The following is a 20,995-nucleotide window of genomic DNA, read 5'->3' as shown; positions in this document are numbered from 1 at the left end:
AACTCCCGTGCGCCTAAATTCCGGCGTTGACCCTCGGTCGCGACAGGACAGGGCGCGCCTCGACGCTCGCTTTGCCCTTATGTGGACAGCCGCTTGATGGTCTTGACGGCCTGGTTGGGGCCGCGCCAGCCCAGGAACTCAAGCTCCTTTTCCTCAAGCGCATTCGTTGCGAGAAAGAACTGCTGGAGCTCCTGGTGCGCTCGAGAGGGAAGATCGCGGATGTCCTTCAGATCGGTCTCGAGCGGAGTGCGGTCGGGCACCGCGAACAGGCGATCGTTTCTCTCCGTCTTGCTCTTGCCTTTCTGTTCGACTTCGAGAATCCCTATCGGTCTGCACCGCAAGACCACGCCGGGATAGGATTGCGCATCGTGAATCACTAGGACGTCGAGCGGATCACCGTCCTGCGCCTTGGTCGATGGGACAAAGCCCCAATCGTACGGATAGCTGAGACCGGCCATCAGAGGCTTGGCGAGCGTAAAGACGCGCAGCTTCGGATCGAAGTCAAGCTTGCAGGTGCTTCCGCGAGGAGTCTCGATCACTGCAAAGATTTGGTCATCGCCGGCCCAGGTCGGAAGCTTAAAAAGGTTCGTCATCTTATCTTCCTGTTATCTCGCGCGGTCTGGTGCGTCAGGCCCCTGGCCGGGGGGCTCACAAAGCTTGTCGCGCCGACAAACTTATCTGTCTGCTCTTTGAGGACGCCATCAAACCATTCCTTAGCTATCGACCGCCCTCCGTTGGTTTCTCGGCCCTAGCATGGCTGCGTGCCTGCCAGCTCTCAAGAAGCGTCTCCATCGTGATCGTCTCGACCTGCTCTCCGAACCGGTTCATGTAGATATTCATCATCGCGTCGTGGGTCTCGTCAGCCGAACTGCAAAGCGCGTCCTGGACGAGGATGACGCGGAAGCCCCAGTCGACTGCGCCGAGCATGGTGCTCAGAACGCAGACGTCAGTCTCGCCGCCGGTTATGATGACCGTATCTACGTCGGCGCCGCGCAACTGCTCGTGCAGGTCGCTGCCGGTCCATGGCGAATAGACATGCTTATCGAAGACTTTGGCGGGAGGAACAAACGTCGCAAGGTCTGGGACGAGGCCAACCATGTCGGGGCCGATCTGATCGATGGTCATCGACGCCCAGCGCTCATAGTACTGCCGCCACATGCCGACGCCGTGCCCGGGCTTCCGGGCGGGAATGAAGCGGGTGAAGATGGTTCTCTCAGGGTGGGCGGACGTGATCGCGACGATGTTTGGCAAGACGCGTTCAAGCCAGGGCATATTCCACTCGGTGCCCTCCGCAAACATTCTCTGCATGTCAACGCAGAGGTGAACCGCGCTATCGCCCGGCGCGCCATACCGAAGTGTGTCGCTCTTTGACATGGCAAATCCTGAAAACGGTCCAATCGGCGGACTGCCTAGTTAGTTCCAATCGCCCGTGATCGCGTGCCAATGCCCCATCGCGCTTTAGGCCGCTTCCGAAACCTCCTCTTCCTCGGCTTCGAGATTGATCACCGAAGTGGCCAGTTCTGTCAGCGCTTGATCGGTCGCCTCCTCCTCGGCAAGGGTAGCCTGCAGCAGCTTCGCCGCATCCGCCATGCCAAGTTCTTCCGCCCAAGTCCGCAGGGTCCCGTAGCGGGAAATTTCGTAGTGCTCTACCGCCTGCGCTGCGGCCAAAAGCCCGGCATCGAGTGCTGGCATTCCCTTGAAGTCGCGCATGATCTCAGCGCCTTCATCGGTGATGCCATTGATGGCCTCGCATGTTTTGCCGCGGGCCGGCTTGCCAAGCATCCGGAAGATCTGATCGAGCCGCTTTACCTGTCCCTGGGTCTCGCGCAGATGTTTGTTGAAGGCGTTCGCAAGCTGCCTTGAGTGCGCTGCTTTCGCCATTTTCGGCAAGGTCTTGATGATCTTGTTTTCGGTAAAATAGATGTCCTTGAGGGTCTCGTGGAAAAGGTCGCTCAGCTTCTTCGGTTGTCGCGTCCGCCGGGATGTCGCTCGCTTGGCCATAACTCCTCCGGTGTAAGTATCTAGAATTTGACACGTCACTTGTCCTGCTCGGCCGGTCAACCTGCCGTGTGCTTAAAGGTTCCTAGTACATGGGCTGTTCATCGCGAGCCAAGACAACCAGCGCAGCCCGGTTGAGCCGCGCAAGCCCTCGCGACGACCCGCCGGCGCCAACGCCGCCGACACAGATCCAGATCGAAAGATCCTGGTTCGTTCAGAACGTGATGCAGATTCAGCTCGATATCGAGATAGTTAAAGAGCTAGCTCGGCATGCCGTCGAGCCAAGTCGCGCCAATCTGCAGCGCCATTTCCAGCGGCGTGATTCCAGGCGGCCCACCACAGCAGCATCACACGATCCGAACCACCATCCTGGCCCGCCAGCTTGGCCTGCTCGGTGGCCGTGTCTCCCGATGGTCTAATCTGCCGCATCCAGGTGGCTAACGATGCAGCGGCCGCAGTTAGGTATACCCAAGGTTTATTTTTGTTCGTGATGCGTCATTCAAGTTGATCTTAATTCCGCCGTTCGGAGGCTCGATTCCTCCCGCCACAGCCAGTCGTTGCTCAACGCAAGACGGTTTAACAATCCTTGTGTCGGCGATCTTCGGGGGGTATGCCCTGGAACGGGCCGACCGCGATCAATCTCGTATTCGGCCCGCCGCCGCTATAGGGAATTTGGTCGTATCCCCGCGCACCGGTGCACCCCGCTATTTGTCGATCAAAACGAGCCGTTTGCTTGGAAGGAATCTCGCCGTGACAGAATCGAAAGCCGTCATCATCGACCGGCATCCAGGCCGCTCCACCCAAACCATCGGGATTGCGCGAGAGCTTGGCACGGATCCGGATTTGATCCACGAGCCGTCGGTTGGCGTGGTCGGCACTAAAGGCGACAGCCAGTGCTACATGGGCGTGACGGCGAAGGTCGATGCCATCCACGACAGTCTCAAGAACCGCATTGGCAAGGGCGCGGGCCAGTTGAAGCTGCGCCTGGTCCAGCCGGAATACACGATCGCGACGTCGGACGGCATCCGCAATGGCACCCGCGAAATGCGCTATTCGCTGATCGGGCGTGAGGTCACTCACGATGCGCTCTGCGAGCATTTGAGCGCGACCGGCCTCGCCGGCACCATCGCCGTCGTAGCCTGTGACAAGCCGCCGGTCGGCACGCTGGCCGCCCTGCTCGAGCACAATCAGCCCGCGATCATCATGTCGGATGGGCCGATCCATCCCGGCACCGATCCGAACACCGGCGAGAAGCTCGACATCGTCAGCGCCTATCAGGTCGCCGGCAACCCGGACGCCGAGTACCGCGATCACATCGCCTGTCATGCCTGCCCCGGATACGGTAGCTGCGGCGGCATGTTCACCTACAACACCATGCAGACATTCATCGGCGTCGTCGGCATGCAGCCGCTGCACATGGTGGCGCCACCGTCCGACGATCCCCGCCGTCTCAAGGAATTCCCGGACCAGCTGGTCGAGTACCTCGCGCAAATGATCGCGAAGGACCTGAAGCCACGCGACATCGTGGTTCGCGATTCCATCCGAAACGCCGTCATCGTGGCAATGGCGGTCGGCGGTTCGACCAACGTCACCCTGCATGCGCCGGAGATCGCGCGCGCCGCAGGCTTTGCGGACTTCTGGAATGAGGTGATGACGCCGGCCGAGTTCAATCATCTGTCGCAGTATGTCGTTCCGGTCCTCACCGATGCACGCCCGTACGGCAAGTATTCGATGGTCGACATCGACCAGGTTGGCGGCGTGCAGGTGATCGTGCGCGAATTGCTGGAGGCCGGGCTTCTCAACGGCGACGTGATGACCTGCACGGGCGAAACGCTGGCGCAGCAGGTCAAGCGCCTCGGCACCAAGGCCGTCGATGGCAGCGTGATCTATCCCGTCGCCAAGCCTTATAAGCCGACTGGAGGCCTGCGGGTTCTCGGTGGCAATTTGTCGCCGGAATTCTCGGCGATCCTGAAGCTTGCCGGCGTCGAAGGCGGACTGGAAAACAATCTGTTCCGCGGCAAGGCACGTGTGTTCGAAGGCGAGCAGGACCTGCTTGACGCGCTCGACAAGACGCCCGAGCGATTCCAGAACAACGACATGATCATCGTGCGCTACGAGGGGCCGAGCGGCGCTCCGGGCATGCCGGAGATGCTTGACCCGACCTCGCGCATCACCACGCTGTGTCGCGAGCGGGGAATCGTGGTGGCGCTGATGACCGATGCGCGGTTCTCCGGCGGATCGGTCGGCCTTGTCATCGGCCATGTCGGCCCCGAAGCGGCCCTTGGGGGACCGATCGCCCTCGTTCAGGACGGCGACGAGATCGTCGCGGACTTGAACAAGAACGAGCTCAACTGCACGGAGCTGTCGGATCCTGCCGTTCTCAGGCAGCGCAAAGCCGCATGGGACAAGGTGGTGGCTGATAACGACGGCATCCACCCGAATTGCGGCGACGCGGACACCCGCCTGCTGCACCGCGCACGGCTCACCGCCGTTCCTGCCACCCACGGCGGCGGCCTGCATCCGAATCGCGAGGTCTGGGTGCGCCAACCGCGCGAAGCAAAGCCGTCGGGTTTTGTGCCGACGAACAAGCACCGGCCGGAGACGAAAAAGGCGTTCTAGGAACGGCGACACGGCGCCCCAGGGCGTCGTGCCCGTGCGGATGCGCGCGGTCGCCAGTATGATGCGCTCGCCCGAAGCGCGTTTGCTGGCGCCGGCGTTCCAAATTCGCCATCAACTGCTCGACGGACGTCCTCGAGTACACCATCATTGATTTCACTGGTGGGCCCGGCAGGACTCGAACCTGCAACCAGACCGTTATGAGCGGCGGCGTATTGGTCAGCTTTGTTGATTTTGCTGCATTTCGTCCGAGTTCGATCGCTATCGTTGCGTTATGTTCTCGCCATTACTTTGCGTAGACGACCCACTCGGTCTTGCGCAGCGGCGCGAGATAAGCCGCGAAAGATTGCGCATCGGCGAGATGGGCGTCATCGCCGAAGAAGCTCAGGGCGCGCGGCGTGGTGCGTGGCGACGAGCTTCTCCAGGAACAGTCGACGGAGCAGGCGGGAGAGCACGCGTACGGGGAGGAAGAACCTCGGGCGACACGACACCCAGCGCAGGCCATCGGGCGAGATGCCGCCACCTGGCACGATCAAGTGCACATGGGGGTGATGTGGGTGAGCGCCGAGCCCCAGGTTTGCAGCACGGAGGTGATGCCGATGCGGGCACCCGGATGCTTGGGATCGGCGGCGATCGTCGGCATGGTCTCGGCCGAGACCTTGAACAGCAGATCGTACGACAGTCTTGTTCTGGTAGACGATGTCGGCGATGGCCGGCAGCGTGAACACCACATGATAGTACGGCACCGGCAAGAAGTCGGCCTCGCGGTCAGCGAGCCAGTCCTTGGCGGCGGCGCCCTGGCGTTTCGGGCAACGCCGCTTGCGGCAGGAGTTGTGGGCGATGGTCGTATAGGCGCAATCCGCGCAGTGCGCGACACGCCTTAGGCTCAGCCGAGCGGCCGGACCTCCCTGAGCTTGGGTGCGACATACTCCAGCAGGCTCATGCCCTCGCTGATCGTCTTGGTGGCAACGCGGGTATAGGGGCTCTCGTACACCGACCAAGACAAGCGTGAAGGTCGCCCTGTCGCTGGCCGCTCCACAAAGCAAGGATCAACGCCACTTTGATCTCGTCGGATGCGACCGCGAGTATGGCGGCTATGTCTTGCTCGGTCCAAATCTTGTCTTTGCGCCTGCCACGTAAGCCGGCCGCCTCGTTCGCATGGGTTCCTTTGCGAACGACCTGAGCCGCGCCAACGTCGTCCAGGCGTAGTCCGCCTTGCGTGGCGTTGCGGCGAAGGAATCGCGCCGGGTTTTGAATTCACCGCGGGCCCGACGATCCGCCAATGCTGCCAACGGCAGGTCTCCGAACTCGTCTTCGATCAGCTTCATATAGGCGAGGAGAGCTGGTCCCGGTTGTCTGAACAGAATCTCCGTATCGATAAGTGGAGCCTCTGCCGGGGTTAGGCTGCCGCGCGGAGCGGCAGCGAGGTCAAAGTAGTGCCTCGACGAAAGTAGCTTGCCGCGTCTTGATGACCTCCGAGCGCATCACCCGCGCGAACACGGCCACGGCGGAGATGCCGGTCGCAATCGCGGCGTTCGTCGTGTCGAAACCGATCGCGGTAACGACGATCACTGCCAGCAGGAAGTTCGGGATCGCCAGCAGCACGTCGACGAGGCGAGCGAGCACGATATCCACCCAGCCGCCCAGGAAGCCTGCGAGCAGGCCGATGAGGCCGCCGGTGACGGCGGCGATAGCGACCGCGATGAGAGCGCTCGTCACCGAGGCCGCCGTGCCGTAGACGACGCGGGTATAGAGGTCGCGACCAAGGTGATCTGTGCCGAACCAGTGTGCGGCACTCGGGCTGAGCAACTTCTCCGCGGGAACACCGGCGATCGGGCTATGACTCGTGAACAAGCCTGGCGCCAGCGACCAGGCAATCACGATCAGGATGACCGCAAAGGAAAGCGCGACGGTCGGCGGCACGCGAAGAGCTGCCAGCCGGCCGATCGCCGTGACGCGCGAGGTGGAGGAGAAGGAGGCGAGGGTCATGGCGTCACCGCCGGGGATATCGCTGCGGCGCTGTCGTCCGCAGTGGTCGGGCGGACCCTGTGAACACCGATCAGCTTCACGCGCGGGTCGAGCAGCGGGTAGACGAGATCTGCGGTCAAATTAACCAGCACGAACACGACCGCCGCGAGCGAGACAACCGCCTGCAGGACCGGCAAATCCTGCGTGCTCACCGCACGCTGTACCAGGCTGCCAATGCCGGTGCGGCCGAACACCGTCTCGGTGATCAGCGAGCCGCCGAGCAGCTCGCCGATGGCGAGCGCGATGACGGTGACGACCGGGAGCGAAGACGGCTTGAGCAGATGTTTTGCAAATAGGCGCATCTGCGTCAGACCACGGCCGCGCGCGACCGCCGCGTATTCCTGCTCGGACTCCTTGTCGAGGTTCGCGATCAGCACCTCGGCGATCCGCGCGGAGACGGGGATGCCCAGCGCGACCGCGGCGAAGAAGGTCGCCCAAAAGCTGTCGGGCGCGATCACGCGGAACAGGCCGAGCTGGAAGCCGAACACGTGGATCAGCACCAGGCCGATAACGAAATTGGGCACCGACAGGAACAACGACGGGAAGCCGCGCAGCAAACCCTGGCCGAATCGTTTCGGAAGAAATTGCGTACCATAGGCGATCGTCACCGCCAGCAGCAGCGCGATCGCGAACGCAGCGGTGGCGAGGATCAGCGTTGACGGAAGAACCTCCGCGATCAGAGTTGCGACGGGTCGGCTGGACCGCATCGACAGGCCGAGGTCGCCGATGACGAAATGGGACAGCGACGTCCAGAGCTGAACCGGAATCGGCTGCTCCAGGCCCTGGGCGGCGATGATCGCCTTGATCTCGTCCTCGCTGAACCCGTTTTGGGGGTCACGCAGGACGTTCGTGATGGGGTCGCCCGGCAAAATGCTGACGACGACGAACGTAAAGACGTAAGCGAGCAGGATCACGACGAGCGCCTGCGAGAGGCGCTTTGCGGCATAGGCAAGGTAAGCATTGATCATGCCGGCGCCCTCGTCGCGCTATTCGCTCGCATGGCGCCTTACTCGCCCTTCGTGGCCGTGTAATAGCTGGCGTACGCGATGCCGTTGTAGACTTCGCCCTTGAGCCTCGGGGACTGCACGTAGATCCGCTGGACGATCTGCGTGCGCGGAATGAAGTAGCCCTGCTCCAGGACGTAGGTCTGCAGCTCATCGAGCAGCGGATTGCGAACCTCGAGAGAGGCCGCGCCGGCAATCTTGTCGCGCAGCTCGTTGAGCTTCTTGTCGCTGTCGCCGAGATTGAACCAGTTCTCGCCATTGTTGGCATCGGTGAGGATGCTGGCGACCGTGCCGGCATCGATGAAGCTGCGGGTCACCTCATAGGCCGGCACGGCCGGACCGCCGAAGCGGACCTTCTCGCCGAACGTCACGACGTCATAGGCGCGAATGGTGACCTTCCAGCCGATCTTGGCGAGCTGCTGGGCAATGAGTTCGTCGATCGACTTCGCCGTCGCGAGGTAGGGGTTGGAGTGAAGCGTGAGCGACAGCTGCTTGCCGTCCTTGGTGCGGATGCCATTGGCCCCTTTGACCCAGCCAGCTTCGTCGAGCAGCTTCTCGGCCTTACCGGGGTTGTAGGCCAGGAGGTCGCTGTGATCGGTCGCACCGGGGACGTTGCTCTGGATGAAGGACGTCGCCAGCTTCCAGTCGGGCGTATAGATGGTGTCGATGATCTCCTTGCGGTTGATAGCGGCCTGGAGCGCCTGGCGTACCTTCACATCGTTATACGGCTCCAGCTTGGTGTTGACCGCCAGGCCATTGACAAAGCCGAGATAGCGCGGGGTTGCGGTAGTAAAGCCGGCGTCCTTGAGAGATTTCAGCTCCTGCGGCGAGGGGCTGTAGGCGACATCGGCCTGTCCGGATTGAACCGCCGCGACCCGCAGCGATGGCTCGGACACGATCTTGTAGGTGATTGAGTCGAGATAGGCCGGGCCGGTGTGGCCGACGGCGGCGGGACCCCAATTGTAGTCCTTGCGCTTGACCAGCTTGACGAAGTCGCCCTCCTTCCAGGCGGCGACCACGTACGGCCCGCTGCCGGACGTCTTGCCAAGGTCGGCCTGCTGGGCTGCGGGCTGCGCGAGCGTCTTTGGGGAGATGAGAATCGAGCCGTGATAGCCGAGCGTCGGAATGAAGCCGAGTGTCGGCGCCTTGAAGAAGACCTTCACGGTGGTTGCGTCGACGGCCTCGGCGCGGTCATAGGTCTTCGGGAAGAGGCCAACCGGGTTGATGCCCTCACTTTTCCGGCCAGCGTACCAGATGTCCAGATTGGCGATGACGGCCGATGCGTCGAGTGCGGTGCCATCGGAGAACGTCACACCCTTCTTGAGGTGTAGGGTGAACTGGGTGGCGTCGTTGCTCTGTTCCCAGCCTTCAGCGATCCAGGGACTAACCTTGCCATCAGCATCGACATAGACGAGCTTGTCGGCCACGTGGCCCCAGATGTGGCCTTGGAAGCTGGAGATGGAGCTGTTGTTTGGAATCCAGGTGCCGCCGAGCGAATCGATAAGGAAGGTGATGTCACCGCCATTTGGCGGAGCGCCGGCACTTTGAGCTGGGGATAGGCCGTCATCGCCGTCAAGGTAGCCGCTGCAACAACGGAGGTTGCGATCAACAGCCGCCGTCGGGAGAGCAAGAGCGAAAAGAAGCGCGCGGTCATAGATAACCCCTGATGATTCGTGGCGTCGGTCGGCCCACGGTCCTATGGAGATACTTCGGCACGGTCGACGTTTCTGCCTAGAAGAAGTGAAACGAAGAGACATAGCCATTCCAAATTTCGCTGGAGACGGGCAACAAATGTCTCGGGATCGGAGCAATGAGCGCGACGGCCATTTCGTCTCGGCGCGAATGTGCTCGATCGAGGTTGTCTTATGACAAGAATTAGTCGACTGTCGTTCCTGGCCGAGCGTCAAATCGAGTTCACTTTCGAAGCGCTCCTCTCAGGCTCGTCAAATCGCTTGGTGCATCGCCGTCTTGAAAAGACATTCTGCTAAACGCTGCGCGCGGTAGAACGGCATTCGTGCTGGCGACCGAAATACGAATTTTGCTACCATCGAATTGCGCGTCGGAGTTTGCGAAGGTGACGCCGTCTCAGCTGAGACGGAGCAAGTTCGATTTATGACGGATGCGTCGCTACTTTCCAGGCCTGCCGATACGAAGGTGGCGCCCGCAGCCAATCGCACGGAGCCGTTCCACCGTGCCGGCGAAACCGTTGTAACGGTGGTCGCCGATGTTGCGCGTCCATCGGAAGTATCGAGATTGCGCGCGCGTGCTCCGATCTGGCGCTCCGTCGCTTTACCCTGGCTTCTCCCGGTCGGCCTGCTGCTCATCTGGCAGTTCCTCTCTGCAACGGGGATCGTGTCCACGGCAATCGTGCCGGCGCCATCCGACATCTGGGACGCCGCGCGGCAGCTTGCCGAACGCGGGGAATTGCAGCACGACATCCTTGTCAGTCTCCGCCGGGTTGCGATCGGCTTCAGCATCGGTGCCTTCGGCGGACTGTTGATCGGCCTGGCCGTGGGGCTGTTCGAGCCGGTGCATGAACTCTTCGATCGATCCTTGCAGATGATCCGGACCATTCCGCACCTGGCGCTGGTGCCGCTGATGATCCTCTGGTTCGGCATCGGAGAGGAGCCGCGGCTTATTCTCGTCGCGATGGGGTCGCTCTTCCCGGTCTACATCAATACGGTCGGCGGCATCCGCAATGTTGATCCCAAGCTGATCGAACTTGGAAAATCCTACGGCCTCGGGCGCGCCGAGCTGGTCTGGTCCATTATTCTCCCCGCAGCGCTCCAGCCCATCCTGGTCGGCATGCGCTATGCGCTTGGCGTGGCCTGGCTCACGCTCGTGGTGGGTGAAACGATCGCGTCGCGGGACGGCGTTGGCTACCTCGTGCAGAATGCCCGTGAACTCCTGCGCATCGACATCATCGTGCTGGCCATCATTCTCTATGCCATGGCAGGCTGGCTGTCGGATTTCATCACGCGCTTGATCGAACGACGGCTGCTGCGCTGGCATCCGAACTATGCCGACAGGGTCAAGGCATGAGCGGAGCCAGCGTCAGCCTGCGTTCGGTCGGCAAATCATTCGCCGGCCGCAAGGTCCTTGACAACGTCGATCTCGATATCGCGGCCGGCCAGTTTGTCTCGATCATCGGGCCGAGCGGCGCCGGCAAGTCGACGCTCCTGCGTCTTGTGGCAGGGCTGGACGCGCCTTCGCTTGGCCGCATCGAGCTCCGGACGACCGGCCACAAGGCGGACGTGCGACTGATGTTCCAGGAGGACCGGCTGCTGCCGTGGCGGACGGTCCTCGGCAATGTCTTGTTGGGCATCAAGGGCAGGAAGGACGAGGCTGGTCGCATCCTCGAAGCCGTTGGGCTGCAGGGACGTGAGAGTGAATTTCCGGTCGGGCTGTCGGGCGGCCAGCGCCAGCGTGTGGCGCTGGCACGGGCGCTGATTCACGAGCCTGACTTGTTGCTGCTGGACGAGCCGTTCGGGGCGCTCGACGCCATCACCAGGGCTGCGATGCAGTTGCTGCTGGGGCAACTGCTCGCCGTGCGACCTCGCACCGTCGTGCTGGTGACGCACGACGTCGAGGAGGCGTTGCTGCTCTCCGATCGCGTGCTCCTCGTCAAGGATGGCGGCATCGCGCGCGATCTGATCTTCGACCAGCCGCGTCCGCGGCACCGCGGCGATCGGGTGCTGTCGGCTCTGAAAGAGGAACTGCTCGACGGCCTGCTGACGGCCGAGCGCGATTTGGTTGCCGTTGCATAACAAGACGGAGGGATGAAGTTATGACTTTTGGTGGTTGGACGCGCGGTGGCGCGGGTATCTCGCGGCGCTCGGTGCTGTCGATCGGTGCTGGATTTGCCGCGGCTGCGACGGGGGTGGGCAGGGCTCCGCGCGCGAATGCCGCCGATACCGTGCCCCGGCAGCTGACTGTCGCGGTGATCGGAGACGGCCGCACCGGCGTCTGGGCATCGCTGCGGGCCGGCGTCGGCGGCCGCAATCTCGAGCAGGAGCTCGGCACCAAGATCGTCTGGCAACCCGGCTTCACGGCATCGCTGCCGGTGATGGAGGCGATCAAGGCCGGCTCCGTCGATTTCACCTTTGCTACCGCAACGGCGGTCGTAAACGCCGTTCCGGCGCGTGTTCCGATCGTGCCGCTTGCGGCCTATCCCTTGCCGGTCGATGAGGTCGATTTCCTGGTGCAGGCCAGTTCGTCGATCAAGACGGCGGCCGATCTGAAGGGCAAGAAGATCGCCCACCAGAACGGTACGACCGGCACCTACAGCCTGATCAAATATCTGGAGACCGCCGGCCTCAGGTTGTCTGATGTGCAGGCCGTCAGCCTGAGCGGGGCGGATGCGTTCACGGCTTTCGCGCAAGGAAGCATCGACGGCTGGATCCACTGGCAGCCGGCCACGGCGTTGGCGCTGACAAAGCTTGGCGGCAAGGCCCGCCTGCTGCCCGACGTGAAAACCTACGATTACGCCTTCTACGTCGCGCGCAGTGATGTCGCGGCGAAGTATCCGCAGCTCTTCGCCAAGTTCGTGAAGATCATCCGGGAGACCCAGGCCTATATCTTCGCGCATCCGGCCGAGTCCGTTGCGCTCTGGGCGTCGCAGGGCGGCTTTCCGCCGAACGGGACTGAGCAGGCCGTCTACGAAAAGCTTGTCCGCGATGCCAGATTGTCCGAATCGACCGCCGTCGCGCTGAGGCCGATCGATGAAGCAGCCGCGGCGTCGACCCAGGATCTCGCCGACAATTTCCACGCACTTGGCGTTCTGCCCAACAAGGTCGACGTTCGATCGTTCCTGCTGGGCGCTCAATTCGACACAGCAAAGAAGGCGGTCACGCTGGAGCTCGGTGCATAAGCAGCGGCGGGCGGCCCAACAACACAGAGAAGCATCATGAACGCTCAAGCCGGCGAGACAGTGTCGATCACCTCTGCCACCATCGGCCATTTCGGCCGCTATCTGCTCAGTGCAGGAACGAACCATTTCATTTCCGATCAGCGTGTGGCGATCGGCGGCCCCGGCGAGGCAATTACCGCCGGCGAACTGCTGCTGTCGTCTCTTGGCAGTTGCTCGCTAGGCCTCATCCAGAAGACGGCGAAAGAGCTAGGCATCGTTCTGCGCGAGGCCGGATCCGAAGTCTCGTTCCGGCGTCACGCCACCGATCCGACCCAGTACGAGTGGATTCGTATCGGAGTGCACCTGTCTGGCGTGACGGCGCGCGAGGCTGAAACGCTGGTCGACGGCTTCACGGCCAACTGCCCAATCTACAACACGCTGAAGCGTGGCGGCCCCGTCGAGATATCATGGACGGTGAGCTGACCTATGCCTGACAAGAAACTTCACCTTGCCGCCTTTGTCTCCGCGGGTCCGGTCTCCGGCAGCCACGCCGGATGGCGGCATCCGGAAGCGGACGGCGATCTGCTGTCCGCCGCTTACTACCAGAATATCGGCCGGCTGTTGGAGCAGGGGCGTTTCGATCTTCTTTTCATTGCGGACATCCTCGCGATCCCGGACACGCTGGGCGGCAGCCTGGACAGCCAGCTTCGCTACGGCGCGCTTGGGGCGCTGCGGCTCGATCCGCTGGTGGTGCTCTCGATCATCGCGGGTGCGACGAAGAATCTCGGTCTCGGCGCCACCATTTCGACAACCTACGCCCAGCCCTATGCACTGGCGCGGACGCTCGCGACGCTCGATCATCTCAGCGGTGGCCGCGCCGCTTGGAACATCGTCACCTCCTTCCAGGAGGCGGAGGCGCGCAATTTCGGCTTGACCGAGCAGCTCTCGCGCGAGGAGCGCTACGAGCGCGCCGACGAGTTTCTTGAGGTCGTGACCAAGCTGTGGAATTCGTGGGAGGACGGTGCGCTGGTCCGAGATCGCAAGACGCCGCTATTTGCCGATCCTGCGCGGGTGCACCGGATCGACCATTCCGCCAAATGGTTCAACGTGCGGGGCCCGCTCAATGTCAGTCGGCCGCCGCAAGGGCGCCCGGTCTTCATCCAGGCCGGCGCTTCCGATCGCGGCCGTGATTTCGCAGCCCGATGGGCGGAAGTCGTCTTCGTGACGCCAGGCCTGATCGACGTCGCGGTCGAATTCCGCAACGATCTGCGCGCCCGCGCTGTGCGGTTCGGTCGCGATCCGGACACGGTCAAGGTGTTGCCCGGCATCGTCCCGGTGATCGCAGACACGGACAGGCAGGCGAAGGCGCTGCATGACCAGCTTCACGAACTTTCGCATCCCGAGTCTGGTCTCTCGACATTGTCCTATCATCTTGGCGTCGACCTCTCGCGCTTTCCGCAGGATCAGGTCCTGCCTGAGAACCTCGATGTTCCCGGTGTCGAAGGGCACTACCGCGAAGTCTCCGAACTGACGCGACGCTCGGGCTTGAGCCTGGCCGAGCTGGGGCAGCGCTACGGTGCGGGGAGAACCACCAGCGGATTTGCCGGCACGCCTGGTTCGGTGGCCAATCGTATGCAGGAGTGGTTCGAGGCTGGTGCCTGCGACGGCTTCATGTTGCAGGTCCCATATCTTCCAGGAGGCTTGGAGGAGCTGGTCCACGGCCTCGTGCCGGAGCTGCAACGTCGCGGCCTGTTCCGCACCGAGTACGACGGTTCGACCCTGCGCGATTCGCTTGGCCTGCCCCGCCCGGCTGGCTGACGGCCGCCCTTGACCTACCCGACGTTATGCTCTTGAGCTTCGCAATTCGGACCCAATCCGCTTCGCGACGTCCTCCTCAACTCACAATCGGATCCCAAGATGTACCGAGACGTTGCGGGGAGGGACCCATGTGCGCCAACCGGCGGCGTATGCCCGCTTTGCCCGGATGAGCCCTGGGATGGGACCAGAAACTCGAGCGGTTTAGTCCTCTGACGCAAGGCGGACGCCGAGCAAACGCAGCAATCGCTTCGCTGATACGTGCCAATGTGCCTTGGCTAACCTCGGACGCGCGCCGCAGCTTCCGATTTGAGCAAAGACCGATCGATCTTCTGTGCGCTTGCAAGCGGCATGCTATCGACAAACCAGATGCGGCGCGGATGCTGGAAAGCTGCAGCGTGTTCGAGGGCGAGCTTCTTGATTTCGTCCTCGGTCGCGGAAGCGTGCGGGCGAAGAGCGACAAAAGCGACGGGCTTCTGACCTTTAATGTCATCGTCGACCGGGACAACGCAGGCCTGCGCCACGGCAGGGTGCCGCTCGAGCATGGCTTCGACTTCGCCAGGATAGATGTTCTCGCCTCCACAGACGAACATGTCGTCGCGTCGTCCGACAAAAGCGTAGAAGCCGTCGTCGTCAAGGCGGAACACGTCGCCGGTGACGTAATAGCCGTCCGGGGTGAAGACCGTGCCGAGTTCGGGGCGGTTGTGATACCGATTCATCAAGGCTGGGCTTTTGATCTCCAAAACACCTTCCTTGCTCTCCTGTCCGGTCTCGTCGCGCAAACGCAATTGCACTTTCGGATGGGCGTAGCCCAGTGTGAAAGGAGGCGTGGGTCTGCCGTCCGGGTGGCCGGCGAAGACGATCGGTCCGGCCTCGGTTGTGCCATAGGCATTCATGACTCGCGCGTTTGGCAGCATGCGGTGAATCTGCTCGAGCAGACTCTTGCTCACCGGCGCGGAGCCCATTCTGATCACCCGTACCGACGACAGATCCGCCGATGCCAGCGCGTCCCGCTCGCGCAGCATCATCGCGATCATTGGCGGTACGGCGGTGAGCCAGGTGCAACGATAGCGATCGATCGCCCGGATATAGGGGACAGCTGAAAATTGCCACAGCAGCACGGTCGTGGCGTGCGATGCCAGCGCCAGGAAGGACAGCGCCAGCGCATTCATGTGGTAAAGCGGCGCGGCGATCAGTACACGTTCGTCTGCCAGCGGTTCTGTTTCCCGCCGCGTTCGTGCTACCCAGAGGTGCGCCGCATGACTGAGGACGACGCCTTTGGGCCGGCCGGTCGATCCGGATGTGTAGAGGATGAGCGCTGGTTCGTCGGCGCTTGGTGCGAATGCTTCGAAAGCACTGGGATCGGCGAGCTCCGCGAAACTGTTCAACCCGTCCCGTGAAAGCAAAGTGTGCGCAGTGCCTTGTGGAGCCAACGCAAGCCGCTGCTCGTCGCAAAATAGCAGGCGCGCGTTGCTGTCGTTGGCAACATAGTCAATCAACTCTTTCGGAAAGCGATAGTTGATGGGAACGGCGACCAGCCCGGCGCGCATGATGCCGAGCACTACGGCGATGAACTCGACGGAGTTCGCGGCAAGAATTGCGATACGATCACCCTGGCTGTAGCCGCGCTTGTGCAGGCCCCTCGCCACGGCATCGGCGAGGTCATCCAATTCGCCGAAGGTGCAACGTGTTTCCGCAAGCCCAGCGTCAAGGCCTATGAAGGCCAGCCGGTTACGGTCAGCCGCAGGATCGATTATCTTGCCGAGATTGCTTGCCGTAGTCATGCGACGACCTCGATCAGCGCCCCGAAAGCCGGCAGCGCAACCACCGTGCGTTGGCTCGTCGAATCGTGTGGCAATCCGAGGGATGCCGCGCGGGCGGCAACGATCTGCGGATCGGAGCTTCGCAATGTCACGGCGGCGAAGCGCTCGATCCGCTCTGCGCCGACTTGGGAAAGCTCTCCGAATCTGGCGGCAAGGGTGGCGGTATCGGCTGCCGTGAGTGCAAAATCTCCGTCGATGGCGCCGAGACGATCGAACCGCTCCCGCGTGGCTCTCGGATCGGTGCTGGCGACGGTCAGCTCGACGATCCCGGTGACAGCATTGGGATGATAGAGCCAGTTCTTTCGCCAGATCAGTTCGGGCGTGTGATGCTGGCAAAAATAGACGCGCCCGGCCGCGAACGAATCCAGCGCCAGCCGTACGGCAGAAAACCGTGCCTCGTACTCCTGTCCCTCAATGGTCAGCGGGCGCGCAAAGTTCTGCACCGGCTGCGCGTCGAATCCCGCCTTTTCGACAGCATCGCGTGTCGTGCCGGCATCCTTGCTGGCAAAGACCAGCCCATTGAGGCCGATCGGGCTGTCGATCAGCTCCTGGCGCACCTTGTCGCCGCCGCGGGGAAGTCCGATCAATTCGAGGTAGGCATGCTCGAAGACCATGAGGTGATTGATAGAGCCGAGCGTCGGATGGGAGCCGCGAGGCGTAAGCTGAAAGCCGAGCCCTTCGAACAGCCGCGCGGCTGTGTCCGTTTCGAACTGCGTGTTGATCACTATGTGATCGAGCTGGATGCTCATCTAACGATCCTGCTGTGGCGTCAGATAGACACCCCGGCCGCTCGCGACGAGCTTGCCGGCGGCATCGTAGATCTTGGCTTCGGCGACCGAGAACTGCTTGCCGAGCTTGATCGCCTTGCCGACGGCACGCAGGTCGCCTCTGGCCGGGCTGTGATAGTCCACGCGCAGGTCGATGGTCGGCACACCGCGCCCGTTGCTCGACACCAGTGCCCAGTCGGCGGTGAGATCGACGAGCGTTGCAAGAATGCCGCCATGCGTGTAGCCGCCTTCGACATTGACGACCCATTCTTCGCGCCATTTGGCGGTAAGTTCGATTTCGCCGTCGCCGACCGACGTCACGTCGAGCCCGAGCCATTGGTGATAGGGCGCCTTGAGCAAGCGCGCCCGGATGTCATCGATCGAAGGGGAATTGTTGTTGGCCATCGGATATGAATCTTTCGAGGGGGGAGACAAAGCCGGTTACGGCGTGACGACGACCTTGCCGAGCACCGTGCGGTCTCGGATTTGGGCCAGGCCTTCGACGGCCTGATCCAGAGGCACGGCGCGATCGATCAACGGATCGATTTTGCCCGCTGCGATCAGATCGAGCAGTGCCGTGAGGTCTTCCTCGTAAAAGCTGTTGGAGCCGCGGATGTTAAGCTCGAAGCTCCAGACGTAGCGGAGATCCTCCTTGGGGTCGTATCCAGCAGTGGCGCCGCAAACCAGCAAGGTGCCGCCGCGCTTGAGACAACGCAGCGACGGCAGCCAGGTATCGCCGCCGGTGAAGTTGATCACGACATCGACACCGCCTTCATGCGTCCGCCGCTCCGGCTTACCGTATCGCGCGATCGCCCATTTCGAGAAATCCGTGGTCTGGTAGTTGACGACGTGATCGGCGCCGAGCGCCTTCAGTCGCGCGCATTTCTCGTCGCTGCCGGCGCAAGCGATGACCTCAGCTCCGAGCAGCTTGGCCAGGATGATGCTGGCGGTGCCGACACCGCCGCTCGCGCCGAGGATCAGGACTTTGTCGCCGGCCTTTATCGTGCGATGTGTGATCAGCATGCGATGCGCCGTGCCATAGGCGACGGGAAGCGAGGCCGCCTGCTCGAAGGTTACGGCATCGGGCAGGCGGATCAGTTGGCGCGCGTCCGCAGCGACATATTCAGCCATGCCGCCGTCGGTCATCTCGCCCATCAACCCGACCCCGGGCTTGAGCGGATTGACCAGCACGCGGTCGCCGACTTTCCAGTCGGTGACGTCGTCACCGATTGCGCTGATCGTGCCGGCGAGATCGAGGCCGATCACCACGGGAAGCGGAACTTTGATGCCGGGCATGCCGCGCACCGTGAATACGTCGTGATAGTTGAACGAGGACGCGCCAACGCGAATGACGACATGACCCGCAGTCGCTTGCGGAATTGGCTTGTCCGTGACGATCTGCAACTGATCGAGGTCGCCGTGGGCGCGGAGCACTAGGGCTTTCATTGTGCTGGTCATGAGATGCGATATCCTTACTTGAGGGCCTTGGAGCGTTCGTAAGGCCCGGTAACGAATAGGTCGTCGTTGAGTTCACCTTTGATGAAACCGCCAGCGGCGAGCACCCCGTGCTGGCGCTTCAGGCTGGCGATGTCCGAGGGCTCGAAGGCAACGCGATTCATCGCGTCCCAGTTCTCGACATAGACGCGCGCATCCTTGGTGGGCAGGTTGGCGCTCTTCTCAAGAATGGTGACAACCTCGTCTTTGTGCGCCGCGCCCCACGCCAGCGTGTCGCGCAGGGCGGCAATGACATTGGCGACCGTGTCAGGTTGGCTGGTGATCAGCGCCGTGCTCACTGCACCGACACCGTTGTAGGGCAGCGCGTCAGACTTTGTCAGTTTGCGCCATTCATCGACGAAGCTGCCGAGCTTCCTCACCTTCAGTTCGCCGTCGATCTGCGCGACGGTCACCGAGCGAAGCGCCACGGCATCGACCTGCTTCTGGGCGAGGAATTGGACCAGGCGGGACTCGTTGCCGCCGACCAAAGTGAAGTCTTCGCTCTTGATGCCGTAATTGCCCGACAGAATCGCGCCGGCGATGACGGAAACTGACGAGCCCGCGGGCGACATGCCGACCTTCTTACCTTTCAATTCGGAGATCGACTTGATCGGCGAGTCGCTCGGCACCACGATCTGAACGTCGGCGGGCTGCGTCGCGGTGAAGATCTTGATGGGCACGCCTTCCGCGGCGGTGCTGAAGACACCAGCGAGCGGGGCACCGAAGGCCAGATCGATCGAGCCGGATGCGAGCGCGCGCAACGGCGCATTAACGTCCGGAAAGTGGACGAATTCCGCATCGATACCGCGCTGATGGAGGAAATCCTTGGACTGCAGCACTGAACCATAGCCGAGGCTTACACCACTGGTCCAATAGCCGATGCGAACCTTTTGCCCGGCCTCGGCCGGCACGGCAACGGCGACGGCCACGACAGCCGCGGCGGCAAGCAGAAATTTTTGGAGCTTCATGGAGGGAGCCTCATAGCTAAGGGATCAAGATTTCCATCGGAATAGTGCGCGTTCCAACGGCTTGAGCAGGCCGGCTTCGAGCGCCAGCATCAACGTCACCAGCAAGAGCGTCCAGGCGAACACCTTGTCGCTCTGCACGAGGTCGGCGGCCTGGCGCAGGCGATAGCCGATGCCGTCGGATGATCCCAAGGTCTCGGCGACCAGCGACACCCGCCATCCGAAACCGAAGGCGAGGCGCGCCCCCGAGAAGAAGTGAGGGAGAATGCTCGGCAGGTAGACCTTGAAAAGAATTTGCGACCGCGACATTCGGAACGATCGTGCCAGGTCGACATATTGCCGGTCGACCGCCAGCGTTCCCTGCCAGACATTCGTGAGGATCAGTGGAAAGGCCGTCATGAATACGACGAAGACGGTCGTGGCGTCCGATATGCCGAACCAGATGATCGCGAAGATCGCCCAGATGGCCGACGAGACGGTGTTGAGAATGGAGAGGATCGGCTCAAAGAAGGTCGCCAGTGTGCGATTGGAGCCGAGGATGAGACCAGCCAGTGTGCCGGTGACTGCCGCGATCGCGAAGCCGCTGAAGACGCGGCTCATGGTAGCGCCGACATCGTGGCGAAACGTCGTGCTTTGCAGGAGATCGCCGATGGCACCGAGGACCTTGGCCGGTCCCGGCAAGACAAACGACGGCACCTTGCTTGCGGCATACCACCACAGCAAAGCGATAGCGCCGAACAACAGGCAACGCTGCAGAAATACGCCGGTGAAGCGGCTCAACGAAGGCATATCTATGCCTCGACCCGCAACTGGCGGATCTGCTCGCTCACGACCGGGTCGGTTGGGATCCGTGGACGCGACAGGTCCAGCGTCTTGATGCTGCGGATGCGGCCGGGCCGCGGACTCATCATGACGATTCGATCCGCCAGCACCACGGCTTCTTCAATGTCGTGGGTGACGAACAGAATCGTAATGCCGTGCATTTTTTGCAGGCGGATGACCTCGCCATGCATCTGGCTGCGCGTCTGCGGATCGAGCTTGGAAAATGGCTCGTCCATCAGCAGGATGCGCGGCTCAACGACGAGGCTGCGCGCAAGCGCTACCCTGCTGCGCATTCCGCCGGAGAGCTGGTGCGGCCACGATTTTGCAAAATCGGATAGGCCGACATGTGCCAGCATGGCGTCCGCCTTCGCGCGGCGGGTCGATCTGTCCATGTGCTGCGCCTCGAGGCCGAATGCGACGTTGGCGCGGATGCTTCGCCACGGCAGCAGGCGATCTTCTTGGAACATATAGGCGATACGATCGCGGTCGCTTCGCAGATTGTTGACGGCGCCATTCACGCTGATCTCGCCGCGATCCGGCTGCAGGAGGTCCGCGATGATGTTCAGCAATGTGCTCTTGCCGCAGCCGGACGTTCCGATCAGTGCCACAACTTCGCCAGGCGAGACGACGAGCGAAATGTTCTCGAGAACCTTGAGCGCGTCGAAGCTTTTCTCGATGCCATTCAACGCAATAGCGGGCGTTTTGACGTCGTGCGCAGACAAGTGGAAGTTCATCAAATGGCTCGATGGGTGATGACGCAACCCTGAGAGTGGAGGGCGCGGTGAGCCACACTTAGTCAAAAGATGCAGTTGCG

Annotated in this window: 17 protein-coding genes and 3 pseudogenes; 6 read left to right on the top strand and 14 right to left on the bottom strand. The window is 62.2% G+C overall.

Features of this window, described 5'->3' with window-relative positions:
• Positions 1-77 precede the first annotated feature (77 nt).
• The 3 genes from AC5ZGW_RS05305 to AC5ZGW_RS05295 all read right to left on the bottom strand — a co-directional run bounded on the left by AC5ZGW_RS05305 (position 78) and on the right by AC5ZGW_RS05295 (position 2,001).
• Positions 78-593, bottom strand: coding sequence for an inorganic diphosphatase (locus tag AC5ZGW_RS05305; RefSeq protein WP_028162302.1), 516 nt, complete (start codon positions 591-593; stop codon positions 78-80).
• Positions 594-717: 124 nt separating this feature from the next.
• Positions 718-1,374, bottom strand: a complete 657-nt coding sequence (locus AC5ZGW_RS05300; RefSeq protein WP_130225751.1) for a cysteine hydrolase family protein — start codon at positions 1,372-1,374, stop codon at positions 718-720.
• Positions 1,375-1,458: 84 nt separating this feature from the next.
• Positions 1,459-2,001, bottom strand: coding sequence for a YciE/YciF ferroxidase family protein (locus AC5ZGW_RS05295; RefSeq protein WP_028162304.1), 543 nt, complete (start codon positions 1,999-2,001; stop codon positions 1,459-1,461).
• 747 nt (positions 2,002-2,748) lie between these two features.
• On the opposite strand from AC5ZGW_RS05295, the gene AC5ZGW_RS05290 reads away from it, so the two are divergent.
• A complete protein-coding gene (locus AC5ZGW_RS05290) occupies positions 2,749-4,617 on the top strand; it encodes a dihydroxy-acid dehydratase domain-containing protein (protein WP_130225752.1) in 1,869 nt (622 codons plus the stop codon).
• Between the two features lie 286 nt (positions 4,618-4,903).
• On the opposite strand, the pseudogene AC5ZGW_RS05285 reads toward AC5ZGW_RS05290, so the two are convergent.
• The 4 genes and pseudogenes from AC5ZGW_RS05285 to AC5ZGW_RS05270 form a co-directional block, all read right to left on the bottom strand.
• A pseudogene (locus tag AC5ZGW_RS05285) lies at positions 4,904-5,540 on the bottom strand (IS91 family transposase); the annotation flags it as partial.
• A gap of 511 nt (positions 5,541-6,051) precedes the next feature.
• Positions 6,052-6,603 (bottom strand): annotated as a pseudogene (locus AC5ZGW_RS05280) (ABC transporter permease); the annotation flags it as partial.
• Complete coding sequence (locus AC5ZGW_RS05275; protein ID WP_130225753.1) at positions 6,600-7,610, bottom strand: ABC transporter permease; 1,011 nt, start codon at positions 7,608-7,610, stop codon at positions 6,600-6,602. The gene AC5ZGW_RS05275 and the pseudogene AC5ZGW_RS05280, both read right to left, overlap by 4 nt.
• 38 nt (positions 7,611-7,648) lie before the next feature.
• Positions 7,649-9,300: pseudogene (locus AC5ZGW_RS05270) on the bottom strand (ABC transporter substrate-binding protein).
• 770 nt (positions 9,301-10,070) lie between these two features.
• On the opposite strand from AC5ZGW_RS05270, the gene AC5ZGW_RS05265 reads away from it, so the two are divergent.
• The 5 genes from AC5ZGW_RS05265 to AC5ZGW_RS05245 are packed head-to-tail and all read left to right on the top strand — an operon-like array spanning position 10,071 to position 14,313.
• Positions 10,071-10,688, top strand: coding sequence for an ABC transporter permease subunit (locus AC5ZGW_RS05265; RefSeq protein ID WP_245474698.1), 618 nt, complete (start codon positions 10,071-10,073; stop codon positions 10,686-10,688).
• A complete protein-coding gene (locus AC5ZGW_RS05260; protein WP_130225756.1) occupies positions 10,685-11,413 on the top strand; it encodes an ABC transporter ATP-binding protein in 729 nt (242 codons plus the stop codon). The genes AC5ZGW_RS05265 and AC5ZGW_RS05260 overlap by 4 nt, the downstream gene beginning before the upstream one ends.
• Positions 11,414-11,433: 20 nt before the next feature.
• Complete coding sequence (locus AC5ZGW_RS05255; RefSeq protein ID WP_130225757.1) at positions 11,434-12,516, top strand: ABC transporter substrate-binding protein; 1,083 nt, start codon at positions 11,434-11,436, stop codon at positions 12,514-12,516.
• 36 nt (positions 12,517-12,552) lie between these two features.
• Positions 12,553-12,978 (top strand): OsmC family protein, encoded by a 426-nt coding sequence (locus tag AC5ZGW_RS05250; RefSeq protein ID WP_130225758.1) that lies wholly within the window; start codon positions 12,553-12,555, stop codon positions 12,976-12,978.
• A 3-nt stretch (positions 12,979-12,981) separates the two neighbouring features.
• Positions 12,982-14,313 carry an LLM class flavin-dependent oxidoreductase gene (locus tag AC5ZGW_RS05245; RefSeq protein ID WP_130225759.1) on the top strand — a complete coding sequence of 444 codons (1,332 nt, stop codon included), beginning with the start codon at positions 12,982-12,984 and terminating at the stop codon, positions 14,311-14,313.
• Between the two features lie 275 nt (positions 14,314-14,588).
• Here AC5ZGW_RS05245 and AC5ZGW_RS05240 read toward each other — a convergent pair whose 3' ends face one another.
• The 7 genes from AC5ZGW_RS05240 to AC5ZGW_RS05210 are packed head-to-tail and all read right to left on the bottom strand — an operon-like array spanning position 14,589 to position 20,915.
• Positions 14,589-16,094 carry a class I adenylate-forming enzyme family protein gene (locus AC5ZGW_RS05240; RefSeq protein ID WP_130225760.1) on the bottom strand — a complete coding sequence of 502 codons (1,506 nt, stop codon included), beginning with the start codon at positions 16,092-16,094 and terminating at the stop codon, positions 14,589-14,591.
• The gene (locus tag AC5ZGW_RS05235) at positions 16,091-16,882 is read right to left on the bottom strand and encodes a VOC family protein (RefSeq protein ID WP_130225761.1); all 792 of its coding nucleotides are present in this window, start codon (positions 16,880-16,882) and stop codon (positions 16,091-16,093) included. Before AC5ZGW_RS05235 ends, AC5ZGW_RS05240 begins: the two co-directional genes overlap by 4 nt.
• Positions 16,883-17,305 (bottom strand): PaaI family thioesterase, encoded by a 423-nt coding sequence (locus tag AC5ZGW_RS05230; protein ID WP_130225762.1) that lies wholly within the window; start codon positions 17,303-17,305, stop codon positions 16,883-16,885.
• Positions 17,306-17,341: 36 nt separating this feature from the next.
• Complete coding sequence (locus tag AC5ZGW_RS05225) at positions 17,342-18,346, bottom strand: zinc-binding dehydrogenase (protein WP_207231017.1); 1,005 nt, start codon at positions 18,344-18,346, stop codon at positions 17,342-17,344.
• 26 nt (positions 18,347-18,372) lie between these two features.
• A complete protein-coding gene (locus AC5ZGW_RS05220; RefSeq protein WP_130225764.1) occupies positions 18,373-19,362 on the bottom strand; it encodes an ABC transporter substrate-binding protein in 990 nt (329 codons plus the stop codon).
• Between the two features lie 24 nt (positions 19,363-19,386).
• On the bottom strand, positions 19,387-20,148 hold the full coding sequence (locus AC5ZGW_RS05215; protein WP_130225765.1) for an ABC transporter permease: 762 nt from the start codon (positions 20,146-20,148) through the stop codon (positions 19,387-19,389).
• A gap of 2 nt (positions 20,149-20,150) precedes the next feature.
• Complete coding sequence (locus tag AC5ZGW_RS05210) at positions 20,151-20,915, bottom strand: ABC transporter ATP-binding protein (RefSeq protein WP_130225766.1); 765 nt, start codon at positions 20,913-20,915, stop codon at positions 20,151-20,153.
• Positions 20,916-20,995 lie beyond the last annotated feature (80 nt).

This window comes from Bradyrhizobium sp. Crot121, from assembly GCF_059512385.1.
The sequence above is the reverse complement of the archived record's forward strand: the minus strand, read 5'-3'. Positions and strand labels throughout refer to the sequence as shown.

What these genes read in the sequence shown, in the direction of transcription:
- AC5ZGW_RS05235 (WP_130225761.1), bottom strand. Translation starts at nt 16,882, where the DNA reads ATGAGCATCCAGCTCGATCACATAGTGATCAACACGCAGTTCGAAACG.
- AC5ZGW_RS05225 (WP_207231017.1), bottom strand. Translation starts at nt 18,346, where the DNA reads ATGAAAGCCCTAGTGCTCCGCGCCCACGGCGACCTCGATCAGTTGCAG.
- AC5ZGW_RS05240 (WP_130225760.1), bottom strand. Translation starts at nt 16,094, where the DNA reads ATGACTACGGCAAGCAATCTCGGCAAGATAATCGATCCTGCGGCTGAC.
- AC5ZGW_RS05260 (WP_130225756.1), top strand. Translation starts at nt 10,685, where the DNA reads ATGAGCGGAGCCAGCGTCAGCCTGCGTTCGGTCGGCAAATCATTCGCC.
- AC5ZGW_RS05295 (WP_028162304.1), bottom strand. Translation starts at nt 2,001, where the DNA reads ATGGCCAAGCGAGCGACATCCCGGCGGACGCGACAACCGAAGAAGCTG.
- AC5ZGW_RS05305 (WP_028162302.1), bottom strand. Translation starts at nt 593, where the DNA reads ATGACGAACCTTTTTAAGCTTCCGACCTGGGCCGGCGATGACCAAATC.
- AC5ZGW_RS05275 (WP_130225753.1), bottom strand. Translation starts at nt 7,610, where the DNA reads ATGATCAATGCTTACCTTGCCTATGCCGCAAAGCGCCTCTCGCAGGCG.
- AC5ZGW_RS05215 (WP_130225765.1), bottom strand. Translation starts at nt 20,148, where the DNA reads ATGCCTTCGTTGAGCCGCTTCACCGGCGTATTTCTGCAGCGTTGCCTG.
- AC5ZGW_RS05220 (WP_130225764.1), bottom strand. Translation starts at nt 19,362, where the DNA reads ATGAAGCTCCAAAAATTTCTGCTTGCCGCCGCGGCTGTCGTGGCCGTC.
- AC5ZGW_RS05210 (WP_130225766.1), bottom strand. Translation starts at nt 20,915, where the DNA reads ATGAACTTCCACTTGTCTGCGCACGACGTCAAAACGCCCGCTATTGCG.
- AC5ZGW_RS05250 (WP_130225758.1), top strand. Translation starts at nt 12,553, where the DNA reads ATGAACGCTCAAGCCGGCGAGACAGTGTCGATCACCTCTGCCACCATC.
- AC5ZGW_RS05230 (WP_130225762.1), bottom strand. Translation starts at nt 17,305, where the DNA reads ATGGCCAACAACAATTCCCCTTCGATCGATGACATCCGGGCGCGCTTG.
- AC5ZGW_RS05300 (WP_130225751.1), bottom strand. Translation starts at nt 1,374, where the DNA reads ATGTCAAAGAGCGACACACTTCGGTATGGCGCGCCGGGCGATAGCGCG.
- AC5ZGW_RS05245 (WP_130225759.1), top strand. Translation starts at nt 12,982, where the DNA reads ATGCCTGACAAGAAACTTCACCTTGCCGCCTTTGTCTCCGCGGGTCCG.
- AC5ZGW_RS05255 (WP_130225757.1), top strand. Translation starts at nt 11,434, where the DNA reads ATGACTTTTGGTGGTTGGACGCGCGGTGGCGCGGGTATCTCGCGGCGC.